At 44.4% G+C, this 23,764-nt stretch carries 20 protein-coding genes; 12 read left to right on the top strand and 8 right to left on the bottom strand.

All coding sequences use genetic code 11. From position 1 onward, the window contains the following. Positions 1-178 precede the first annotated feature (178 nt). On the top strand, positions 179-1,420 hold the full coding sequence (locus tag OH455_RS00960) for a CinA family nicotinamide mononucleotide deamidase-related protein (protein ID WP_269980001.1): 1,242 nt from the start codon (positions 179-181) through the stop codon (positions 1,418-1,420). A gap of 232 nt (positions 1,421-1,652) precedes the next feature. After that, positions 1,653-1,904 carry a hypothetical protein gene (locus OH455_RS00955; protein WP_045973853.1) on the top strand — a complete coding sequence of 84 codons (252 nt, stop codon included), beginning with the start codon at positions 1,653-1,655 and terminating at the stop codon, positions 1,902-1,904. 52 nt (positions 1,905-1,956) lie between these two features. Here OH455_RS00955 and yfaE read toward each other — a convergent pair whose 3' ends face one another. The 4 genes from yfaE to ubiG form a co-directional block, all read right to left on the bottom strand. Continuing rightward, positions 1,957-2,235, bottom strand: coding sequence for a class I ribonucleotide reductase maintenance protein YfaE (gene yfaE / locus OH455_RS00950; RefSeq protein ID WP_269980000.1), 279 nt, complete (start codon positions 2,233-2,235; stop codon positions 1,957-1,959). Further along, complete coding sequence (nrdB, locus tag OH455_RS00945) at positions 2,235-3,368, bottom strand: class Ia ribonucleoside-diphosphate reductase subunit beta (protein ID WP_269979999.1); 1,134 nt, start codon at positions 3,366-3,368, stop codon at positions 2,235-2,237. Before nrdB ends, yfaE begins: the two co-directional genes overlap by 1 nt. 81 nt (positions 3,369-3,449) lie before the next feature. Next, on the bottom strand, positions 3,450-5,732 hold the full coding sequence (gene nrdA / locus OH455_RS00940; protein WP_269979998.1) for a class 1a ribonucleoside-diphosphate reductase subunit alpha: 2,283 nt from the start codon (positions 5,730-5,732) through the stop codon (positions 3,450-3,452). 466 nt (positions 5,733-6,198) lie between these two features. Then, positions 6,199-6,906, bottom strand: coding sequence for a bifunctional 2-polyprenyl-6-hydroxyphenol methylase/3-demethylubiquinol 3-O-methyltransferase UbiG (gene ubiG / locus OH455_RS00935; RefSeq protein WP_045973849.1), 708 nt, complete (start codon positions 6,904-6,906; stop codon positions 6,199-6,201). A 287-nt stretch (positions 6,907-7,193) separates the two neighbouring features. Here ubiG and gyrA point away from each other — a divergent pair, with 287 nt between their 5' ends. The 4 genes from gyrA to OH455_RS00915 all read left to right on the top strand — a co-directional run bounded on the left by gyrA (position 7,194) and on the right by OH455_RS00915 (position 14,687). After that, a complete protein-coding gene (gene gyrA / locus OH455_RS00930) occupies positions 7,194-9,830 on the top strand; it encodes a DNA topoisomerase (ATP-hydrolyzing) subunit A (RefSeq protein ID WP_269979997.1) in 2,637 nt (878 codons plus the stop codon). A 401-nt stretch (positions 9,831-10,231) separates the two neighbouring features. Then, positions 10,232-12,115 carry a methyl-accepting chemotaxis protein gene (locus OH455_RS00925; RefSeq protein WP_269979996.1) on the top strand — a complete coding sequence of 628 codons (1,884 nt, stop codon included), beginning with the start codon at positions 10,232-10,234 and terminating at the stop codon, positions 12,113-12,115. A 151-nt stretch (positions 12,116-12,266) separates the two neighbouring features. Then, a complete protein-coding gene (locus OH455_RS00920; protein ID WP_269979995.1) occupies positions 12,267-13,808 on the top strand; it encodes a YjjI family glycine radical enzyme in 1,542 nt (513 codons plus the stop codon). 9 nt (positions 13,809-13,817) lie between these two features. Continuing rightward, the gene (locus OH455_RS00915; RefSeq protein WP_269979994.1) at positions 13,818-14,687 is read left to right on the top strand and encodes a YjjW family glycine radical enzyme activase; all 870 of its coding nucleotides are present in this window, start codon (positions 13,818-13,820) and stop codon (positions 14,685-14,687) included. Here OH455_RS00915 and OH455_RS00910 read toward each other — a convergent pair. Beyond that, positions 14,684-15,595, bottom strand: a complete 912-nt coding sequence (locus OH455_RS00910) for a LysR family transcriptional regulator (RefSeq protein ID WP_269979993.1) — start codon at positions 15,593-15,595, stop codon at positions 14,684-14,686. The genes OH455_RS00915 and OH455_RS00910 overlap by 4 nt on opposite strands. A gap of 164 nt (positions 15,596-15,759) precedes the next feature. Between OH455_RS00910 and OH455_RS00905 the strand changes: the two genes are divergently transcribed. Further along, on the top strand, positions 15,760-16,329 hold the full coding sequence (locus OH455_RS00905; RefSeq protein WP_269979992.1) for a nucleotidyltransferase family protein: 570 nt from the start codon (positions 15,760-15,762) through the stop codon (positions 16,327-16,329). On the opposite strand, the gene OH455_RS00900 is transcribed toward OH455_RS00905, so the two are convergent. Continuing rightward, positions 16,321-17,034 (bottom strand): helix-turn-helix domain-containing protein, encoded by a 714-nt coding sequence (locus OH455_RS00900; protein ID WP_269979991.1) that lies wholly within the window; start codon positions 17,032-17,034, stop codon positions 16,321-16,323. The genes OH455_RS00905 and OH455_RS00900 overlap by 9 nt on opposite strands. Before the next feature lie 156 nt (positions 17,035-17,190). On the opposite strand from OH455_RS00900, the gene OH455_RS00895 reads away from it, so the two are divergent. Then, on the top strand, positions 17,191-17,532 hold the full coding sequence (locus OH455_RS00895) for a DUF7709 family protein (RefSeq protein ID WP_269979990.1): 342 nt from the start codon (positions 17,191-17,193) through the stop codon (positions 17,530-17,532). 44 nt (positions 17,533-17,576) lie between these two features. On the opposite strand, the gene OH455_RS00890 is transcribed toward OH455_RS00895, so the two are convergent. Beyond that, the gene (locus tag OH455_RS00890) at positions 17,577-18,680 is read right to left on the bottom strand and encodes a phosphoribosylaminoimidazolesuccinocarboxamide synthase (RefSeq protein ID WP_269979989.1); all 1,104 of its coding nucleotides are present in this window, start codon (positions 18,678-18,680) and stop codon (positions 17,577-17,579) included. A 191-nt stretch (positions 18,681-18,871) separates the two neighbouring features. Next, positions 18,872-19,267, bottom strand: a complete 396-nt coding sequence (locus OH455_RS00885; RefSeq protein ID WP_269979988.1) for a hypothetical protein — start codon at positions 19,265-19,267, stop codon at positions 18,872-18,874. Positions 19,268-19,731: 464 nt separating this feature from the next. On the opposite strand from OH455_RS00885, the gene OH455_RS00880 reads away from it, so the two are divergent. The 4 genes from OH455_RS00880 to OH455_RS00865 all read left to right on the top strand — a co-directional run bounded on the left by OH455_RS00880 (position 19,732) and on the right by OH455_RS00865 (position 23,668). Continuing rightward, positions 19,732-20,604: a DMT family transporter gene (locus OH455_RS00880; RefSeq protein WP_269979987.1), complete on the top strand. Its 873-nt coding sequence runs from the start codon at positions 19,732-19,734 to the stop codon at positions 20,602-20,604. Positions 20,605-20,718: 114 nt separating this feature from the next. Next, positions 20,719-21,495: an MBL fold metallo-hydrolase gene (locus tag OH455_RS00875; protein ID WP_045973837.1), complete on the top strand. Its 777-nt coding sequence runs from the start codon at positions 20,719-20,721 to the stop codon at positions 21,493-21,495. A gap of 116 nt (positions 21,496-21,611) precedes the next feature. Beyond that, a complete protein-coding gene (locus tag OH455_RS00870; RefSeq protein ID WP_038158988.1) occupies positions 21,612-22,277 on the top strand; it encodes a response regulator transcription factor in 666 nt (221 codons plus the stop codon). Positions 22,278-22,279: 2 nt separating this feature from the next. Continuing rightward, positions 22,280-23,668: a histidine kinase sensor domain-containing protein gene (locus OH455_RS00865; protein WP_422636368.1), complete on the top strand. Its 1,389-nt coding sequence runs from the start codon at positions 22,280-22,282 to the stop codon at positions 23,666-23,668. Positions 23,669-23,764: the final 96 nt, after the last annotated feature.

Genomic DNA, 23,764 nt, shown 5'->3' with positions numbered 1-23,764 from the left:
GTCTATATCTTATAATGATCAGGCTCACAATTATCCATCAAAGCCAGAGGAATGGAAACCGGAAAATGTCCTAATTAAGAGACGTGACTTCTAAATAACACTCAAACAATGAAATGGTCAGTTTTAAGGGCTTTGTTTGTGATTCAGGACCAGAGGCTTCCTAAAAAGGAAAATAATTATGTTGAAGATAGCGATGTTAAGTACCGGTGAGGAAGTGCTTCACGGCGATATCGTTGATACCAACGCGGCTTGGTTGTCAGAGAAGTTCTTTAAGCAAGGTTTTTCTCTCTCTAAGCGCTCGACGGTAGGTGATAGTCAGTCCGCTTTAGTAGAAGAGTTGATGATGTTGAGCTTTAACTGTGACGTCGTGATTGTCAACGGTGGCCTGGGGCCAACTTCTGATGATCTGAGTGCTGAAGCTGCCGCACAAGCGTCAGATACGGAACTAGAGTTATATCCGGAATGGCTGGAAAAACTGGAGCAGTTCTTCAGTGCTCGCGGTATTGCGATGCCAGAGAGCAATCGAAAGCAAGCTATGTTGCCCCATGGGTCGTTGGTTTTGGATAACCCTATCGGTACCGCATGTGGCTTTCTGTTGACTTTTAACGATTGTGACTTTTACTTCACCCCAGGTGTCCCAAGTGAATTCAAGCTGATGGTAGAATCACAGATTTTGCCACATTTGCAACAGCGTCATAGCGACGTTGTGGGTTACGAATGCAGTAAACTCCATACTTTTGGCACATCCGAGTCCGCACTGTCAGACAAACTAGATAAAGTTCATCTTCCCGAAGGCTATTTCTTAGGTTATCGCTCTTACCTGCCTTTTATTGAGGTCAAATTGTTTGGCCCTAGGGATGATTTGGATAATCGTGTCAAGTTGCTCCAATTGGTCTACAACCTGATCGAAGCGAATGTTGTTAGTGTTGACGAAACGATGCAAGACAACGTTGGTCATCTGATTCTAGATAAGAAGCTGTCAATTTCCACAGCAGAGCAATCCACACATGGTAACCTGTCATTATGGCTCCACTCCAATGAAGCCGCTGCAGACTATTGTGGGCATGGCTGGGTATTGGGCAATAAAGTAGACGTGGGTAAGAGCGATAATGATGATCTTGCTGCTGCTTTCGCTCTTGCAGCAGCGACGAAAGACAAATGCGCAACAGATATAGCGATCGCTACTGGTAAAGTCACGGAAAGAACCTTCTCTGTAGCGATTTCAGCAAGAGAGGGGGAGTGGGGGCAAACGTTAACATTTAATCGAAGTTTTTCTAGAGCAGACCAAACGACCATTGTTACCACAGTTGCTGCGGATATGCTGAGACGCTATTTATCAGGAAAAACCATGTTTCCGAATTACAGTTCGTTGACTCGCGATAAAGAGATGTACGTCCCTCAAAGTGTTATTCAGGGCTAGAATAGCCTTAAATAACTGTCAAATCTGTACCGAGCAGCATGCAGTAATAAGTGAATGAATATGCTTCTTATTACATGCATGCTTTCATAAATATTTCTTAGAAGAAAATCATCTATAGCTTAAATCGATGATTTTAAATAGATGCCAACTTTGTCTCTGATTTGCCACGTGCATTTGTTTTAATTGTGCTTAAAATGATAGTTCGTCGCAGATATTGCTCAGGGAGGTTAGCATGTTCCATCATTCAAAAATAATGGTTTGGTATCAAGTGGCGAGTCAGAAAGTGGTTTTAGGAGAAGCACTTAGCGATGATAACCAAGACGTTATTTCTATGTGGCTCCATGCTCCGGAAGAAAAAAATCAAGAAAATTCATTAGGCTATCGCTTGTCTTTGTTTGATGACGACGGACGAGAGATTGCCGACAAAGCAGTGTCAATGTTGACTGCCGATGAGTTCTTATCCGGTATTCAGATTCGTGCCTAAATAGTAAAATAAAACCCGGCATAGCGAGCCGGGCTTTATGTTTGGTGCATAGTTATGCAATTTTTTCTTTTGGGGTGTAATGGACGTCGTCAATTTCGATGTCTGACTTAGCTTTACTGATACAGGGTAAAATTTCGTCACTCTGAGTATACGCCATCGCAAAACCAACGTATTCCACCTCACCTTTGACCAGCTTGCAACGACAAGCGCCGCAGTGCCCATCTCGGCAATTGTATTCAGGCTCAATCCCTGCTTTTTCCATTGTTTCCAGAATGGTATTGGAAGGGTTAGACTGAATCGCAGTGATTCCATTGATTTTTATGTTGGGCATTACAGTTCGAAATCCTTAAAGTCATCTGCACGTACGTCACTATCGATCTGACCGACTAGGTAAGATGATATCTCCGCTTCTTGTGGTGCAACTTGTACGTTATCTGAAGATAACCAAGCGTTGATCCATGGAATAGGGTTAGACGTTGCTTCTGGGTACGCTGCATCAAGGCCGACTGCCTGCATACGGATGTTAGTGATGTATTCAACATACTGACAAAGAATGTCTTTGTTGAGACCGATCATAGAGCCATCTTTGAACAGGTATTCTGCCCATTCTTTCTCTTGTTCAGCTGCAGCTTTGAATAAATCAAAACATTCTTGTTTGCACTCTTCAGCAATTTGCATGAAGGAAAAATCGTCCTGACCATTACGCAGCAGATTAATCATGTGCTGTGTACCTGTTAGATGCAGCGCTTCATCACGAGCTATGAGCTTAATGATTTTCGCGTTGCCTTCCATAAGTTCACGCTCTGCAAATGCAAATGAACACGCGAAACTGACATAGAAACGAATCGCTTCTAGGGCGTTTACAGACATCAGACACACGTAAAGCTTTTTCTTGAGGTCGTGAAGTGACACCTTCACTTCTTTACCATTGATTGTCTGTGTCCCTTCACCGTAGCGATGATAGTCATTCGTCATTTGAATTAGATCATCGTAGTAGTGTGAAATGTCTTCAGCACGTTTCAAAATATGCTCGTTTTCTACGATGTCATCAAACACCAAACCAGGGTCATTTACGATGTTACGGATGATATGAGTGTACGAACGCGAGTGAATTGTTTCGGAAAACGACCACGTTTCAATCCACGTCTCTACCTCTGGTAGCGATACCAAAGGAAGTAGAGCAACGTTTGGGCTACGACCCTGGATGGAATCTAGCAATGTTTGGTACTTCAAGTTAGAAATGAAAATGTGTTTTTCATGTTCTGGTAGTTTGTTGAAGTCGATGCGATCGCTTGATACGTCAACTTCTTCTGGACGCCAGAAGAAAGACAGTTGTTTCTCGATCAGTTTTTCAAAGATCTCGAATTTTTGCTGGTCGTAACGAGCGACGTTGACTGACTGACCTAAGAACATTGGTTCTTTCAGTTGGTCATTTTTTTTTCGGTTAAAAGTACTGTAAGCCATAATGCCTCAATTCCTTTTAAGCCCCTCAATCGAGGGGCAAATAATCTGTTAAGCCTTGCTAGTTCAATAGTGAACTAGTGATTAGATCTTACAACCACCGCCTGCGCAATCATCGTCTTGTGGTTGTACAGCGTCTTTCTGGTCATCGCTGGCACCATCACGAGTGTTATGATAGTAAAGTGTCTTTACACCATATTTGTACGCTGTTAGCAGATCTTGGAGCAGTTTCTTCATTGGCACCTTACCACTGTCGAAACCGCTTGGGTCATAGTTAGTGTTGGCTGAAATTGCCTGATCGACAAACTTCTGCATGATACCAACCAGATGTAGATAACCGTCATTAGAACCAATATTCCAAAGAAGCTCGTAGTTATCTTTGTATTCAGTGAACTCAGGAACGACCTGCTTCAGGATACCGTCTTTCGATGCTTTTACAGATACGTAGCCACGTGGAGGCTCGATACCGTTTGTCGCATTTGAGATCTGTGAAGATGTCTCTGAAGGCATTAGCGCCGTTAGTGTTGAGTTACGCAGGCCGTGAGTCATGATCTCTTCACGAAGACCGTCCCAGTCGTAATGAAGGGGTTCATCGCAAACCAAATCAACGTCTTTTTTGTACGTATCGATTGGAAGAAGGCCTTTCGCATAGTTGGTTTCACCAAATAAAGGACACTTACCTTGCTCTTTCGCTAGCGCTACAGACGCTTTTAGCAAGTAGTATTGAATCGCTTCAAAAGTACGGTGCGTTAGGCCATTAGCGCTGCCGTCTGAGTATTTCACACCATTCTTAGCTAGGTAGTATGCGTAGTTAATAACACCAACACCTAGAGTACGACGGTTCATCGTTGACTTGTATGCCGCTGGTAGAGGGTAGTCTTGATAATCTAGCAGGGCATCAAGCGCACGAACAACCAGATCAGAAAGCTCTTCAAAGTCATCAAGAGACGTAATAGCACCTAAGTTGAATGCTGAAAGCGTACATAGTGCGATCTCACCTGAGTCATCTTCTACGTTTTTCAGAGGTTTCGTTGGAAGAGCAATCTCCAAACATAAGTTAGACTGACGAACAGGCGCGACTTCAGAATCAAATGGGCTGTGAGTATTACAGTGGTCAACGTTCTGAATATAGATACGACCTGTAGAAGCACGCTCCTGCATCAAGATAGAGAACATCTCGATAGCTTTGACGGTTTCTTTCTTCACTGATGGGTCGTTTTCATACATCACGTAAAGACGTTCGAACTCATCTTGGTTTTCAAAGAACGCGTCGTATAGGCCCGGTACGTCTGATGGGGAGAACAGCGTAATGTTGCCGCCTTCAACCAAACGTTGGTACATTAGACGGTTGAGTTGAACACCGTAGTCCATATGACGAACACGGTTTTCTTCTACGCCTCGGTTGTTCTTAAGCACCATCAATGCTTGAGATTCACCATGCCATAGAGGATAAAATACGGTTGCTGCGCCACCACGAACACCACCTTGCGAACAGCATTTTACAGCAGTTTGGAAGTACTTGTAGAAAGGAATACAGCCAGTATGGAATGCTTCACCATTGCGTATTTCTGAACCCAGAGCACGGATACGGCCAGCGTTAATACCAATACCAGCTCGTTGAGAAACGTAGCGAACGATAGAACTTGCTGTGGCGTTGATGGAATCTAGGCTATCCCCACACTCAATCAGAACGCATGAACTGAACTGGCGCGTTGGCGTACGGACACCAGACATTATCGGGGTTGGTAGCGAAATCTTGAATGTCGAAGTCGCATCGTAGAAACGCTTGATATAGTCAAGACGTGTTTCTTTTGGATACTTAGCAAACAAACACGCCGCTACAAGGATATACAGGAATTGAGCACTTTCGTAGATTTCACCAGATACACGGTTCTGAACGAAATACTTACCTTCCAACTGCTTAACGGCTGCATAGGAGAAGTCTAGGTCACGCTTGTGATCTAGATAAGCATCCAGCTCATCTAGTTCAGCTTTCGTATAGTCTTCCAAAATGTGCTGATCATATTTGCCCATATCAATAAGGCGTGAAACATGGTCATGCAGCGTTGGTGGCTCGTATTGTCCATACGCTTTTTTGCGCAGGTGGAATACGGCTAGTCGAGCAGCTAGGTATTGGTAATCTGGTGTTTCTTCTGAGATCAAATCGGCCGCTGACTTGATAATAGTTTCATGGATATCAGTAGTCGTGATTCCATCATAGAACTGAATGTGAGCGCGCAGTTCTACCTGAGAAACAGAAACGTTATCTAGGCCTTCTGCAGCCCAGGTAATCACTCTATGGATCTTCTCCAGATCAATACTTTCTTTGCGGCCGTCACGTTTAGTAACGGTTAGTTGTTGGTTCATTCTGCTTAATTTCCCTAACAAAACTGATAAAAGCCGTGTTTTCGTGTAATTCTTGTAAAAAATGTACCGGCTTTGTGATCAAAGTCTATCTATATATTGTAGTCTAAACACAACATATAGGGGTGCATTGCTGTGCGACTTACAAGATAGTGCTATCTGGGGGGCTTTTCAAGTTGGAGATCTTGGATGACTTGTGGATAACTAACAAAATTAAAAATTTCAGTAAGTGAATACTAACCGATGGTGTTAGGGCCCAATTGATTGTATAAAATTACCGTTTTAGGATCGGTTTAGAAGTAACCACAAACAAAAAAAAATTCCTTGATCTTTCAACCATTCTGAGCGTGATTTGTTGGTTGTACATTTTGGAATCAGACCCACGAAAACAGAGGAAAAACAACGAAAAAAGCGGGGCAATATGCCACCGCTTTTTTAGGGGGTTATTTTCGTATGCTATAAGTTTTTATTAGTGCTTTTGCGTATGAACAATATAGTTAATATCGACTTGATTGCCGAGCTTATAGCTATCTGTTAATGGGTTGTAACGCAAACCTGTGATCCCCATTTCTGTCAGTTCGGTATGGTCAATCATCTTAATGAGTTCAGCTGGACGAATAAACTTTTCATGATCATGTGTGCCTTCTGGAACAATACGCAGCAACTTTTCCGCACCTACAATAGCGAACAGATAAGATTTAAAGTTACGGTTTAGTGTGGAGAAAAACACATGACCACCGGGCTTAACTAGAGCAGCACACGCACTGATGACGGACTGAGGATCTGGCACATGTTCGAGCATTTCCATACAGGTTACAACATCATACATTTCTGCATTGTCACGAGCATGGTCTTCAATTGTACTCTGAATATAAGTCAGCTGTGTGCCGGTTTCTAGTGCATGTAATCGAGCGACCTCGAGCGGTTCCTTACCCATGTCAAGGCCAGTCACTGTTGCGCCTTCTTTCGCCATACTTTCAGCAAGAATACCACCACCGCAACCAACGTCGAGGACGGTTTTGCCAAACAAGCCATTCGCGTTATCCAATACGTAATTGAGCCGTAGTGGGTTAATTTGATGCAGAGGCTTGAATTCACCCTCCAAATCCCACCAGCGTGAGGCCATTTCTTCAAATTTTTTGATTTCGTTTGGATCGACATTTTGTGACTGGGTCATAACTACTCTATTTGCTTAACGACTTCCTTGAAACAGGTAAGCATTATAGCGCTTAACTCCTAACTCTCCATAGGAGGGATCACTTTTCTCAAGGCATGGTGAAAATATAGCCACAAATCAGCGGGATAAATTCAGAGTGTGCAATTTCTCAGCATTTGATTCACAACCAAGCTCACAACCTGATAAAAGGAGAGGGAAAGTAATGCCGAACTGTCGATTTGTGTGTTATATTTTTGCACCTTAAACGTATTGTACATACGATCTATAAATAGAGGGATATTGGCTCTATGAGCGATCTAGCTAAAGAGATCACGCCCGTAAACATTGAAGATGAGCTTCGAGGTTCATACCTTGACTATGCGATGTCCGTTATCGTTGGTCGTGCTCTTCCAGATGTGCGTGATGGCCTAAAGCCTGTACACCGCCGCGTTTTGTTCGCGATGAATGTACTAGGTAATGACTGGAATAAACCATACAAAAAATCTGCCCGTGTAGTTGGCGACGTAATCGGTAAATATCACCCTCACGGTGATAGCGCTGTGTACGACACGATCGTACGTATGGCTCAGCCGTTCTCACTCCGTTACATGCTTGTTGATGGCCAAGGTAACTTTGGTTCCATCGATGGTGACTCAGCGGCGGCAATGCGTTATACCGAAGTCCGCATGGCGAAAATCGCCCATGAACTTCTGGCTGACCTAGACAAAGAAACGGTTGATTACGTACCTAACTATGATGGTACGGAGCAAATCCCGGCCGTTCTCCCGACAAAAATTCCTAACTTACTGGTGAACGGTGCTTCTGGTATCGCAGTAGGTATGGCAACCAACATTCCTCCGCACAACTTGACTGAGGTAATCGATGGCTGTCTGGCTTATATCAATAATGAAGCGATCACTATTGATGAGCTAATGGACTATATTCCTGGTCCTGATTTCCCGACGGCAGCGCTTATCAGTGGTCGTAAAGGCATTGTAGACGCGTACAAAACAGGTCGCGGTAAGATCTACATGCGTTCTAAAGCGGAGATCGAAGCAGACAAGAATGGTAAAGAAACCATTATTGTCACAGAGATTCCGTACCAGGTTAACAAAGCTCGCCTAATCGAAAAAATTGCCGAGCTGGTTAAAGATAAGAAAGTTGAAGGCATCAGTGCACTACGTGACGAGTCTGATAAAGACGGTATGCGTATTGTTATCGAATGTAAGCGTGATGCGGTAGGTGAAGTTGTTCTGAACAACTTGTACGCTAATACTCAGCTACAGACGACTTTCGGTATCAACATGGTTGCGCTGAACAATGGTCAGCCACAACTGTTTAACCTGAAAGATATGCTGAAGTGCTTCGTTGACCACCGCCGTGAAGTGGTGACTCGTCGTACTATCTTCGAATTACGCAAAGCTCGTGAACGTGCGCATATCCTTGAAGGTCTGGCACTTGCACTTGCAAACATTGACGAAATCATTGAATTGATCCGTCGCGCTCCAACACCAGCGGAAGCCAAAGCAGGGCTAGTAGCTCGTGGTTGGGACTTAGGCAATGTGGCAGCGATGCTTGAGCGTGCAGGTACAGATGCGGCTCGCCCAGAGTGGCTAGAGCCTCAGTTTGGTATCCGTGATGGTCAATACTTCCTGACTGAGCAGCAAGCACAAGCGATCCTAGATCTTAGACTACAGAAACTAACGGGCCTAGAGCACGAGAAGATTCTTGACGAGTACAAGCAGCTTCTAGAAGAAATCGCCGAGTTAATGCACATCCTTGCAAGCACTGAGCGCTTGATGGAAGTGATCCGCGAAGAGCTTGAAGCGGTTCGAGATGGTTTCGGCGATGCACGTCGCACAGAAATCACCGCAGCAATCCATGATATCGACATGGAAGAGCTTATTGCTCGTGAAGACGTTGTTGTGACGCTTTCGCACGAAGGCTACGTTAAGTACCAGTTACTCAGCGATTACGAAGCACAACGACGTGGTGGTAAAGGTAAGAGTGCAACCAAGATGAAAGAAGAGGATTACATCGAGCGTCTGCTTGTTGCTAATACTCATGATAACATCCTATGTTTCTCTACCCGTGGTAAAACATATCGCTTGAAGGTATACCAACTACCGCAAGCAAGCCGCACCGCACGTGGTAAGCCAATTGTGAACATTCTTCCGTTGGAGGAGAACGAGCGTATTACGGCAATTCTACCTGTTTCTGAATTCAGCCCAGAGAAGTTCATCTTTATGGCAACGGGTGATGGAACGGTTAAGAAGACTTCTCTCGATCAGTTTGCCAACGTACGTTCTAATGGCCTGATTGCGGTTAACCTACGTGAAGATGACTCACTGATTGGCGTTGATATTACCGATGGTGATAGCGATATCATGTTGTTCTCTCAAGCCGGTAAAGTGGTTCGCTTTAGCGAAGATAAAGTTCGTGCGATGGGACGTACTGCGGCAGGCGTACGTGGTATGAAGCTGGCTGACGATGATCAGGTTATATCACTGATTGTGCCTTCTAACGATGGTGACATTTTGACAGTGACGCAAAATGGTTACGGTAAGCGTACAGAGCTGGCTGAGTATCCAACGAAAGGTCGTGCAACTCAGGGCGTTGTGTCTATCAAGGTGTCTGAGCGTAACGGTAACGTTATTGGCGCGGTTCAGGTAGAAGAAGGCGACGAGATGATGATGATCACTGACGCTGGAACTCTGGTCCGTACACGCGTCGCTGAAGTTAGCCAAGTTGGTCGTAACACGCAAGGCGTTACTCTTATCCGCACAGCTGAAGACGAAAACGTTGTAGGTTTGCAGCGTATCGATGAAGTGGAAGAAACTGATTTGCCTGAAGGCGAAGAAGTAGAAGCTCAGGAAGGTGAAGCTTCTGAAGTCTCTCCAGAATCTACGCCAGACTCTGATACTGACGCAGGCGAACAAGAATAGTCTTCGACGCCATTCAAAAGCCGGGTTTTAACCCGGCTTTTTTGTATCCCTAATTGGCCTACGTTGTCTAGTCTCTTAAGGTAATGGCCAATAAAGGACAGAAAAAGGAGGCAGTGCTGCCGATTTAGGGACATAAAAAGGCATTCTCAACTGGCATTTTTCCGCTTGTTTTTGTGGTTTAGCCAGTCAACGCATCGTCATCAGCCGATAAGTTATTGATCTATAATTTCACTTCACTCACTAATGATAGAATTGTTTCTGACAAGGCTCTGACGCCAAAAAAATAGCGTTATTACAAATAGTTACGGTTAAATAAATTTTCAATAATATTACGTGCACGAACGCAGATTTGCCTATAAAATTCGCAGCTTCTGTCTGTTCCACAACCAATATTAATGATCATGAAATTGTCACTAAAACAAAAACTCATCGGCTCTAGTTTATTAGCCGTTGTACTCATGGCGAGTGCGCTGACTTGGCTTTCTGCCGACCAACTCTTCCAACAAACTCGCAATGGCGTGAATGCCAGAGCAGAAAGTCTAGCCACCACAGCATCAGAGGGTATATCGGACTGGATTACTATCCGTGAAGATATTGCGAAAGCATTTAACGATTACAGCCAAGAACAAGACGTTGTTCCTTTTCTTCAGCAGGCCCGCAAAGCGGGTGGCTTTGATGATATTTTTCTAGGTACTCCAGAAGGAGGGATGTACCGCTCTCATCCTGAGCGTAACCGAGCGGATTACGATCCACGTGTTCGTCCTTGGTATAAAGATGCCAATGCGGCAGGTCGTCAGATCATTACCACAGCGTACAAAGATGCTATCACCAACGCACTGTTAGTTACTATTGCAGAACCCGTTCGCCGTAATGGCCAATTGGTAGGCGTAGTAGGTGCAGATGTATTGATCGACCAACTTATCGATGACGTTATCAATTTGGATGCAGGTGAAAATGCCTATGCAATGTTGATTGATACTCAAAACGGTACATTCCTCGCGCATCCGAACAAAGATCTATCTCTTGACCCCGTGACTACACTGTCTAAAAAGTTAACCATGAGCGCCATTGAGCAAGCGGCGAACTCTGGGACAATGGAAGTGATAGAGCGTAATGGTCAGGAGAAATTCTATTTCTTTAAGAAGGTTCCGGGTACACAGTGGATTTTCGCGATTGAGATGGATCGCCAAACCGAAGAAGCGGCCCATACCGCTTTGCTTAAGAACCTGCTGTTAACGGCAACGATAATCACAATATTGGTTATTGCTGTGGTTTCTTGGTTAGTAAGCTTCCTGTTCCGCGATCTTGGACGCGTATCTCGTGCTCTTGAAGAGATCGCTTCCGGGGAAGGTGACCTTACCCAACGCCTTGAGCCTCGTAGTGACGATGAAGTTGGCCAACTGGCAACTAACTTCAACACCTTTGTGGGTAACATGCACGCCATGGTCTCCAAGTTGAGTCATGTATCGGCATCACTGTCTGAGCAAGCTAAGCTGACGGCAGAGCATGCGGAAGAGCGAAGCGCCAGAATTCGTCTCCAACAAGATGAAATTAACATGGTGGCGACAGCTATCAATGAAATGGCAGCGGCAACACAAGAGATTGCAGGTAATGCAGACAATACTGCACAAAATTCAACTGAAGCTGTGACGGCGTGTGTCCACGGTAGTAAGCAAGTCGTACAGACTCAGTCTTCTATTCAGAACTTAGCGCAGGAAGTACAAGTTGCCACTGATGTTATTCTGGAACTTGAAGCTCATGGTAATAGCATCAGCACCATTCTATCTACTATTCAGGGGATCGCTGAGCAAACGAACTTACTAGCACTGAACGCAGCAATCGAAGCTGCACGTGCGGGTGAGCAAGGCCGTGGTTTTGCGGTTGTTGCCGATGAAGTTCGAGTTTTAAGCCAACGTACGCACGCTTCAACTCAAGAAATTCAGCAAATGATCGAAACGCTGCAGAGTACCACTGGCAAAGCAGTTGGTATTATGGATGACAGTCGTCAACTTACAGATACTAGTGTAACAGACGCAGATTCAGCTGCAGTGAGCTTAACTCAGATTCAATCGGCGGTTGAACAAATTAGTGATATGGCGACACAAATTGCTTCTGCTGCAGAAGAGCAAGCATCAGTGACTTCGGAGATCACTCGTAACACGGTCGGTATTCGTGATGTATCAAACGAACTTGCTGACGAAGCTCATGACGCTGCAGCTCAAGCCGCTCAGCTTTCGGATTTGTCTCATAAACTTGAACAGGAAATTGGTCGATTCAAGTTGTAAGTATCCGATTAAAATAGAAAAGGCTCGGTTTACTACCGAGCCTTTTTATTTGCCATGATTTTCCAAATTGGAAAAGAGGGTTTAAATATTTTTCAATTGTCGACAAAGAGAATGTGCATCTAAAATCCTTAAAAACAATAAGGAATATACAATGTCTGACGCTCTCAACTCTTTCCAACATCGTGTACAACAAATTGTCACTGATGCCAAATTAAATCCTAAACAGAAGAATCAGTTTTTAGCCTTGGAAGCAGAAGCAAGTCTGCCTTATATGCCAATTTCAGAGCCAGTTCGTCTTGCAATGGAAGAGGGTATTTTATGCGATATGTTTGAAGGCCATGCACCATTTAAACCACGCTATGTCTTGCCTGACTATGCTAAGTTTCTTCAACAAGGGTCTGAGTATCTCGAGCTAGAGCCAGCGAGTGACTTTGATGAAGCGATTAACCTGCTGACAATCATATATCATCATGTACCGTCAGTGACGAATATACCGGTTTATCTTGGGCAGCTTGATGACGTATTGCTTCCTTATGTAGGTGAATTCAGTGAACAGGCGATTTATCAGAAGCTCAAGCGATTCTGGATCATGTTAGACCGGACACTGCCCGATGCTTTTATGCACGTTAATATTGGCCCCTCAGACAACATCATTTGTCGAACGATCCTAAAAATAGATGCTGAGCTAAAGCAAATCGCACCAAATCTGACCTTTATGTATGACCCTAACGTGACACCGGATGATTTGTTACGTCAGGCAACAAGTAACATTTGTGAGTGCAGTAAACCTCATATTGCTAATTATCCAATGCACGCGAGTAGCTACGGTGAAAAGCGCTTTGGTATTGTGAGTTGCTACAACTCCCTGCCTTTGGCTGGTGGGTCGAACACCCTAGTCAGATTGAATCTCAAGCTGTTGGCGAACCTAGCATCAGACACGGAAGACTTCCTCAATCAACTATTGCCTTATTACAGTGAATTATTGGTCGAGTTGATGAACTCACGAAGTTCTCATTTGCATGAGAAGTCGAATTTCTTTAAAGGTTTCTTGACCAAAGAAGGTTTGATTGACGAAGAACGCTTTGCGCCAATGTTTGGTATTTACGGTATGGCTGAAGCGGTTAATCTTCTTATGGAGAAATCTGGAGAAAAGGGTTGCTATGGGCATAACCTAGAAGCGAACGAGCTAGGCCATCTAATTTCTGAAAGATTGGCTGAAATCGTGCAAGGCTTAGAGGTGAAATACGGCCTTGAAGGTAAAGCGCTTCTACATGCTCAAGGGGGGATCAGCCTTGATCAAGGCGTAACTCCGGGAGTTCGCATTCCCTATGGCACAGAGCCTGACCCCGTGGCTTATGTACAAGCGACTGCCAAGCACCACCAGTATTACACCTCTGGTATTAGTGATATTTTGACAATAGATGAAACGGTGAAGTCAAACCCAGAAGCGATGTTCGATCTGTGTAAAGGGGCACTGAATTCGGGATTTAGAGAGTTCACGGCTAATGTGGCTTCCAATGACTTGGTGCGAGTAACGGGCTATATGATCAAGCTGTCAGATATAGATAAGTTCTCGGAGCAAGGTTCGCGCAAAAATACGACTTTCCTTGGCGCTGAAGCAGCCAATAATACAGGGATTTTGGATAGAGCTCCGCGAGTTGTGAGTATGGAAAGTCAGCCTGTTTACAAATAGGGTAAGCATATGAGCGAAAGGCATGCCATCGTTAGCCGTATTCTCAAGTTCTCGTGTGTGGATGGGCCAGGTAATAGACTGGTCCTTTTCCTACAGGGATGCAATTTTAACTGCATTAACTGCCATAATCCCCATACGATTAATTACTGTAATCACTGTGGGGATTGTGTCCAAGGGTGCCCGGAAAATGCACTGTCGTTCGACACCAACAAGAAAGTCGTGTGGGACGAGAACCAATGTACGCATTGCGACCAGTGCATCGATGTGTGCACCTATCGGTCCAGCCCTAAAGTGCGTCACTACTCGGTATCAGAAATCATCGAGATGATAAATGAGCAAAAGTGGTTTCTCAGCGGTGTCACGATATCTGGTGGTGAAGCGACAATGCAGTTGCCTTTTATTGTTGAGTTATTCAAATACATCAAAGAAGACAAGGCGCTTTGCCATCTTACCTGTTTCATTGACAGTAATGGTTACCTAGGTGAGTCAGGTTGGGATAGGGTGCTGCCTTATCTCGACGGTGTAATGATCGACCTTAAATCTTGGCAGGAAGAGACACATCAATGGTTGGTGGGACGTGATAATCACAAGGTAGTTCAGTCAATACGTTATTTGGCAGACAAGCAAAAATTGCATGAGCTTCGTTTACTGCATATCCCGAACAGAAGTGATCTGGACAAAGAAGTCACAGAAGTCGCACGTCTTATTAAGACGCTGCCTGATAACGTTATTGTGCGGCTTAATGCATTTCAGCATCATGGAGTAATGGGGGAAGCGCTAGAGTGGCCGAAATGTACAGAATCGCAAATGTTGCAGTTTCGTGATGCTCTACGTCCACTGATTCACCAGTATATTCAGCTACCCAGTGTTTATGTTTAAACTGGTTTAATCAGCTGGGAGTGCAACCATTTCAGAGCTGGGTCATTCAAACTCGCTTGGTTCCAGACCAAGCTGTAAGCCACTTTTCCATAGGAAAACGGCAGAGGCTTTTGGAGCAAAGATTCTGCCTGCAGCGATCTCTCTGCCCACATTTTTGAGCAAGTCAGTAACAAATCAGTTTGGTGACAGATAACCGCCGCCGAGCCAAAATCAGCGACGGAGATGGCGATGTTTCTCGATGTATACTGTTGTGTGAGTTTCTGCTCAAAGTAGGGGGCGGACAGGTCCTTATCTAAAATACCGATGTGCTGGTAAGCAAGGTACTGCTCAGTGTTAATCGATTGGTTAGCCAGAGGGTGCGTTGGCCTCATCAAGCAGACCATTTCATCCTCCTGAATCTGCTCCCAGACTAGGTCACGACTGCGTGTCGGCGGTTGACTGATATCGTGAGGCAAAATCATAAAATCAACTTGTCCACGTAGCAGAGCATCAAAGCTGAGTTGTTCCTTAGCGAAAATCTGGATGTTGGCTGATGTTAGTTGACGACCAATCTTGGTGATTCTCCCAGAAAAAAGCTCGAAGGTGCTCTCGCGCATCGAAAGTGATACCGTTCCGGAAAAATTCTTAGGTTCAAACTCCCCTTGGTGGAGTATTCCGTTCATGCAAGCAAGGATCTTGTGTACGTCTTTGGCTACAGATAACGCAAAAGGTGTGGGTACCAGTGACGTTCCTTCCCGATAGAAGAGTTCATCCTTAAGTTGTTCTCTAAGCTGGCTGAGTGTTTTACTGACACTTGATGGGGTAACACATAAAACGTGAGCGCTGCCACTGACACTGTGTGTACTTAACAGTACATGTAATACCGTCAGGTGCTTTAAGCTGATTCGGGAAAGGGCAACGTAATCCATTGAAAAGGCCACAAAAGAAAGATGGGCCTGTTATACCTTTGATGGCTCAAATTAGATACGAGCCTGATCAAACATTCTATCAGTCGTAAGTGGTCGATTTATCTAGGAACCGTTTAATCACGTCATGTTAGGATTAGGCACAATGAAAAATTCCGAAGGATAAAATGGAAAACTACAGCGACAAGATAATCCAATGGCTTGAAAAAGACAGTTTTCGGATGCGCGCTTTAGCGTGTGTTGCTGAATCTGAGATCCCCCATGCTTTCTTAGCTGCAGGATTTGTCAGAAACCTAGTGTGGGATGAGCTACACCACAAAGAAAGCCCAACACCACTCAATGATCTTGATGTCATCTATTTTGATTTGGATGAATCCGATCCAGAACGATACAAGGATTACGAATGGAAGCTTCAAGAGTTGATGCCGCAAGCGAACTGGCAGGTTAGAAACCAAGCCATGATGCATGAGCGCAATGGTGATCGAGCGTATACGGATTTGATTGATGCGATGAGCTTCTGGCCGGAAAAAGAAACCGCGGTGGCAATTAGACTGCTTGCCGGCGGTAAGTACCAGTGCGTTTCATCATTTGGTTTTGATAGTTTGTTTGCCTTGAAAGTGACGCACAATCCTAAGCGCTCAGAAGTATTGTTTCATCAAAGGGTGAAAAGTAAGCGCTGGTTGGAGAACTGGCCTCTATTACGAGTTGTGGCAGATACTGAAACGCCACTACTGTGAACCGAAATACACACTTGGAGTGACGCCAAACCGCGCTTTAAAAACAGTGATAAAAGTGCTGGTATTACTATAGCCGCAGGACAGTGCGACGCAAGTGATGCTTAAGCCTTTCTCCAACATAGGCAATGAGCTGATGAGTCTGGCTTGTTGCCGCCAGAATCCAAAAGCTATCCCGGTTTCTTTCTTGAACAGTCGACTCAAAGTTCGTGTGCTGGTGCCAAAATCATGCGCCAATTCTGTTTGCGAGCGAGCGTCATCTGGTGTTTCTAATAGGGTATCGGCGATTTTGCGCATTTTTGCTTCCTTGGGTAGAGGTAAATAGAGATTACTTGCTGGAGCAAGGTGAACCTCATCCAGCAGAACTTGAAATTGTCGCTGTTGAGGCTCTGTCATTGCTGAGAAATCGAAAAGTATCATTCGCTCAATGAGAGCTTGAATAAGGGTGTTGGATTTAATGACTTTCGCTTGTTGCGGAAAGGCATTGAGCCAAGTTAAAGGTATGTAGATCATGACCGCTTCAATGTCAGATACAACATCAGATCTGTGTTGTAAATGGGGAGGAATCCAGCCAAGGCATGCGGGAGTTATCGTCCATTGCTGATCACTTGTTTCAATTGTAAATATACCCTTGCTCACCCAGTAAAGCTGCGCATATTCGTGCTGGTGCCATTCGGTTTCAGATGCCGCTGGGTGGTGAATTTTCAATAACTCAATGCAATTCATATGGCGTAATAAGTAAATATGATGTCTATTTGAAGAAATTATGCCTATTCGTTAGTCGTTATTCTATCCCTGTGTTTGAGGTTTCAAGCGTGATGACTTGGAAACCTTAGGTAACAGTAATCAACAGAGGATTGAGAAATGGATAACAATACATCTCTAGCACAGCAGCTTTCGGCGGTTAACCACAAAATAGTTGCTGAAGGTCAGGTACTGCCGATAGTAACATTGAAAGATGGCACTAAGATTCCAACTGGAACCGTTGGGGCGATGCTGCACAATATAGTCAGATACAACCAAGGGGAGCGTGGCGAAGTCGAGCAAGATTTAAAGTTAGCCATTCCAGCATTGGCAAGCTTTGGGTTGTTTGAATTGTTTACGCCAGAAGAATGGATCCTAGGGGATAATCCGGGCCGTTGCTTTGTAGGGCGTTTGGCTCAGGTTTACATTGAACAGAAAACCGTAGAAGGTTTTAAGGGATAGTAAGTTAGAGAAAGACGCCCAAGTGATGACTTGGGCGTTATTTTCTAGTCAACCAAACCGTATTCTTGGCTTAGCACATTGATAATTTCTTGTTTCGGATTGGCACTCAGTTTGATTGGTCGTCCGGTGATCTTCTCTGCGATACTTGTATATGTTTGTGATATGTCCATCAATGATTCGAGCGGAAGCTCATTATTGCGAGCTAAAGCTTCACGTTCAGGCATGCGCTCTTTGTTAAGCAGAATATCAGGGTCAGGGAAGTGGTTAAGTAAGAACTGGCGGAAGCCTTCTTTCGAGTTTTCTACGATGTTGCCCGCATCGTATTCGAGTTCGTCCCATATTCGCGATGAGTCAGGTGTACCGACTTCATCCATATAGATTAGTTTTTCGTTGCCCGCAGCATCTTTTACGTAGCCAAATTCGAATTTAGTATCGACGAAGATTTGCTCGATTTCTGCCAATGCGTTGCTAATGACAACAAAACCTTCGCGCAGTAGCTTTTCATATTGACTGATATCTTCTGCTTTGGAGAAGTTGAATGCTGCGAAATTATCAACAATGTTTTGGCGAGTAATGTTGACGTCATCCGCCTCAGGTACGCCCGGAATACCTTTTAAAATGCCTTTTGTTGAAGGTGTCATTAGCAGTTCTGGAAGTGCTTTATCTTTTTCTAGTCCCTCCGGTAACTCGATACCGCAGAACTCTCGTTCGCCTTTCTCATATGAGCGCCACATGGAACCTGTAATGTACTGACGGCAAATCGCTTCAATCATTATTGGTTTCGCTTTCTGCACGATCCACACCAAAGGATGAGGAATATCCAATATGTGACTGTCCGCCAAGCCATTCTGTTTGAAGAGTTTAAACCAATGATTGGAAATTGCGTTGAGTGCAGCACCTTTACCGGGAACGCCCTTTAATCCACCTTGTCCGTGCCAGATACAGTCGAATGCAGAGATGCGGTCACTGATGACCATAATGGCAAGCGGTGCATCTTCCGCAACATCATAGCCTTTTTCCTTAATCAGGCGTTGGCTGTCTTCCTCTGTTAGCCAATATACAGAGCGTACTTTGCCACTATGAACGGGTTTGTTGGTGCGAATGGGAAGATCATCATTAACAGCAAGAACTTGATCAGCGAGACTCATTTAGACATTCCTATCTTTGTCAAAAATGGAAGGTTGCCCGTGAGAGGCAATCGATTTGCAGAGAATCATACCAGAACTAAATTAACCTTCCAGAGAAAAAGCAAACGTTTGCTCTTGAGTGATGCTGAGGGGATAGAAATGAGCAAAAAAAAGCCTCTCAACCCGAGAGGCGTAAAACAGTGCAAATGAAACTAGTGGAGTTGATTGAATTGGTTTTCAACAAAAAAGACTTCGCAATGGTATTGGCACGCGAGATCACGAAGTAATGATTGTTCGACGAGTTCAATATTATCTGATGCGACAACAGCGCTGGCATTACCGGATTTAATTGCTTTCACTACGATTTCAAACTCGGTCTGTGTTTGCGAAGATTTCATCTGAATGATCTTTTTACAGCTGACATTGTATGAAGAGAACTGCTCGTAATCTGGACGAGGACATTCCGCGGTGAACAATATCCATTGCTTCTGGTTAGACAACCCTGCTAAACGGCTGAGCGTCGAGTCTGCAATGTTCATTGGTCGAGTTGGTTGAGCCAATACATTGAATTTAGAAACTGAGCGATTTGGAGTGTGTACCTGAAACATAATTACTGTCCTTACATACATGCTGTATGTCTATACAGTAGTTTTATTGTGTCAGTTGATCAAGCAATATTTGTTGTCTTTTTGTACGTTTATTTTGTGGGGTGTCTGAGTACGTTTTTTAAGTGTCTGTTTTTAAGGTCAAATTTTAGTCTCGAACCTAGTGATGTGATTAGATAAAAGCATGAGAAAATGTGATCTAAAACACTTTTTCTCATACAGTGTTATACAGTGGTTTTCTAAGCACCTGAATAACGTCTAGTAACGTTGCAAGTAAAGAAATACACATGTTGAGTCACATATGATTTTGGTGTGTGGAGATTCTTCTCATCAAGGGCCACCATATTCTCGGCTTATGTAACATTGGGTACGAAAATAGGATCAGACTTTTCTTGGTAATTCTTGAACAAATCTGCGACTATCGGACATTCGACAATTAACAGAATAATAATTAAAGAGAATTTGTATTGAACTCAGAAAGCAAAGCAGCTTGGATCCTCGTTGCCACTACCGCATTGGCCGGTTTAGGGTGGATTTTTTCCAAACAAACGATTCAAGGTTTACCACCATTTGGCTTTGTCGGTTTACGCTTTGTGGTTGCTTCAATATGTTTGCTTCCTTTCTGTTTCAAATCACTTAAACAACTCAGCCTAAAACAGCTTGCTCAAGGAATGGGTGGCGGTTGTATTCTGGCGCTTGCGCTTCTTGCTTGGGTACACGCTATCGCAGTCAGTGAGACCCTTGGTGAAGGGGCGTTTATTGTCAGCTTATCTATGATTATTGTTCCTATTGTTGCTTGGGCCCTGTACAAGGAGCGGCCAAAGCGTGCTTTCTGGATTGCAATGCCAATTGCGGTATCTGGCCTTGCGTTTCTTTCTTTGCAGGGAGAGTGGAACAGTTCAGCTGGGCAACTCTGGTTCTTAGCCAATGCCTGTTTACTTGCTTTGCATTTCAATGTGAATAGCCGCCTAGCACAAAACTTACCGGTACTGACACTGACTTGTATTCAACTGTTTGTTACTGGCGTGATTGGTTTAACGGCTTCTGCTGTGTTTGAGACCGTGCCGATTAGTGTGGATGCCAGCATTTGGGGATGGTTTGCTGCCAGTGCTGTTCTTGCAACCAGCTTGCGATACGTGATGCAGACGCTTGGCCAGAAACACAGCAATCCAGGAAATGCTGCCCTTATCATGCTACTAGAACCGATATGGACTGTGATACTCAGTATTCTTTGGTATGGCGAACAGCTCTCGGCCAACAAACTGCTAGGGTGTAGTTTGATTTTGCTCGCTCTGATTTTCTACCGCACAGATGGGCGTCTCTTGAGACTTAAACGCTAATTCTTATATCTCGGCTACTGGTCCGATGTCACATCGTGAAGTGTTTGCGCTGTTCATTTATTGGCGTATTGCTAAATTGGAAAATGTAAATACATTGTTAAATTGGCAGTTCGAATGAAGCTTCATACCATTGATGGTTATATTCAGAAAATGTACTTAGCCGAGTATCCGGATAAGCTTATGCTACTGGACGGGGCGAGTAGGGCAGATGTTCCCTATTTAGAGCGCTACATCACTGAAACACTCGGTAAGCCTTTTCACTCCCTCAAGGTGGTGGTGGTGACCCACATGCACCCAGATCACGCTGGAGCTGCTCATAAGCTGAGAGAGCTTACGGGCTGCAAAATTGTATCAGCTGAGAAAGACAAGCAATGGTACGGTGGTTGGGATGGTATCTTAATGCACTTGACGGATCTGGCCTTGGCTCGCTGGGTCGCAGGGAGAATGAAGCGTCCTAAGCGAAAATTATGGTATTCACGAAATCTACACCCTGATATTAAGCTCACGGATGGACAAGCCATTCCCTGCTTTGAAGATTGGAAAGTGTTAGAGACCCCAGGTCATACTGATCGAGATTTATCTCTTCATCATGAGCAGCAAGATATCCTTTATGTTGCCGACTTAATGGTGGAAGTGAAGAAAAGACTGATCGCCCCTTTTCCTATTTTTTATCCTAATCAGTACCGGCAATCCCTCCAACGCATATACGAAATGGCGCCTAAAACTTTGTTACTGGCTCATGGAGGTGAGGTCGAGTTTGACCAAAGTGCTTATGACCACTTACTCAGAGTAGCGCCGCGTACTCCAGCCACCCATTGGAGAGCAACTAAAGTGAAGTTACGAGGTATACTTGGCGCCTTGTGGGCATTTGGAGTGAAGGATAAACGCTGAATGACAGTCTATTTGAACAAGAAATAGCACAACAATGGGAGTGGATACAGAACAGTATTGTCACTGATAATAATGCAGATTAGAATGCGAAATCTTTTCATTTGCAATTTAACAAGATGTCCCGAATTCTAGTCGTTGATGATGATATTGAACTGTGTGCACTACTAGTGGACGTACTCTCAGCAGAAGGTTATCAAGTTGAGAGCGTTCATTGTGGCGAGAGTGCGCTGCAATACATTGAGAAAAAGCCCGTTGATCTTGTCCTTCTTGACGTGATGTTACCTAAACTCAACGGCATGCAGGTCGCGAAGCGTATCTGCCAACGATTTGCTACGCCGATATTGATGTTAACGGCACTGAATGATGAAGCATCTATGCTTGACGGTTACCAGGCTGGTGCAGACCAGTACATTGCGAAACCTTTTAAAGTGCCAGAGTTGTTGACTCGTATTAAAGCGATTTTCCGCCGAGTTGGATTGGAAAAGCAGCGCCAATCAGGCTGTCAGAGCAGTGTAGGCTTTGCTGAACACCTGTCCGGCGTGCCACTGACAGGCACAGAATCCGATTTACTCAACTACCTTATGCGTAATGATGGCGTGGTGGTTTCCAAAGCAGAGCTTCAGATTGAAGTGCTGAAAAAAGAACTTAGTCCCTTTGACCGCAATCTGGATATGCATATCAGCAATGTTCGGCGCAAGTTGGTTGAAGCGGGCTTATCGAAACAACACATCAAAACAGTGCGTGGCAAAGGTTACAGCTTTGTCGACTCTGTCAGAGGTTAGCGGTGTTTCCTGTTCGATGCCCAGAAGCTATAGCAACGCGTAAGGATGCGCTGGTCTTTCAGTTATTCAGCTACATGTCCGCTGTTATCATTTCAATATTGCTTCTTCAAGCTGTAGCGGAGCAAGCACTAATGAAAGCGGTACTAAAAGTGCCGCCAGCACTGAAAGCGCAGATGTTAACGTTAGCTGAAGAGGCTAATGTATTGATCGAAGAAGGGGACATGGACGACTTAGCTGACTGGGCAAATGCGCAGCCTTTTTATCTGTTCGTTTTGAATGAAGAGCATAAGCCGCTTTCTCATCGTCAGATGCATCCACATTTTGAGTTCAAGCTGCGTTTCTTGCGTGAGCTTGACGGGCCACTCAATGATCAAGTCAGCAAACCCCTAATAGGTATCCCGCTAATAGAAAGAAACACCCTGGTAATTCAGCTACCTAGTGAAGTCCATCCGGCCCACCGTTTTATTGTTTATCTGACAGTGAGCAAAATTATCATCGCCATTATCATGTTGATTCTTTTTTCTCAGATATTGGCACGCAAGTTACAGCGGCCTCTAGACCGGTTACGTGAAGCAAGTAATAAGCTTTCTCAGGGCAATTTTCGCGTCAATGTTGTCAGTGAATTGAACTCCAATATTACAGAGTTTAACCAGCTCGCCCATGATTTTGATGGTATGACCCAGGAGATTCACTCACTGGCTGAGAAGCAGCGAAGGCTGATTCGAGATGTGTCTCATGAACTGAGAACGCCTTTAGCTAGACAAAACTTAGCGTTACATTTACTGCGCAAAAAAGCTGGTGAAGAAGAGCAAGCTTTGGTTGATCGACTAGAAAAAGAAGTGGATGAAATGGACAAACTGGTGGGTGAGATCTTAGAGTTCAGTCGATTAGAGAACTCTCGTTACGTCACAGACGTTCAGCCAGTATGCCCAGAAAGTATTGCCAATACGCAAGTAAACCAAAGCCGACTTCAGTTAGGAGAGGATCAAACACTGGTTCTCAATGTAGCGCCATCTCTTCCTATGTTGCATGCTGACGAGCGTTTAATTTTGCGCTGTCTGAGTAACCTGATATCAAACTCAATGAAATATGCAGGGTTGGATGCTCTCATCGAGGTGTCGATTGGATTAACATCCGAAGACGGCAATCAGTATTTAGTGTTTGACGTCGCGGATGATGGGCCAGGTATTCCGGAAACGGCGCTAGAGGATATCTTCAGCCCATTTACTCGAATAGAGTCGGCACGCGACAAGCAGTCGGGGGGCTATGGTTTAGGATTGGCAATTGTCAAAGAAGCCATGACTTTAATGAAAGGCGAGGTCAGGGCGCAGAATCGTTCGCCCTATGGCCTGAGCATTCAGCTCTATTTCCCAATAAAAATAGGGCGTTAATGGTTGTGTTTTATTATGGGAATATGTGTTTTCCGTATTGATACCCACATATACACGACATGGCCTAACTAAGTATTAGAGTGCTGCCGTCGTTGT

Origin of the sequence: Vibrio sp. T11.5 (assembly GCF_027587155.1) — a bacterium.
GTDB classification, from domain to species: Bacteria; Pseudomonadota; Gammaproteobacteria; order Enterobacterales; family Vibrionaceae; genus Vibrio; species Vibrio neptunius.
This window is presented reverse-complemented; position numbering and strand designations above follow the sequence as displayed.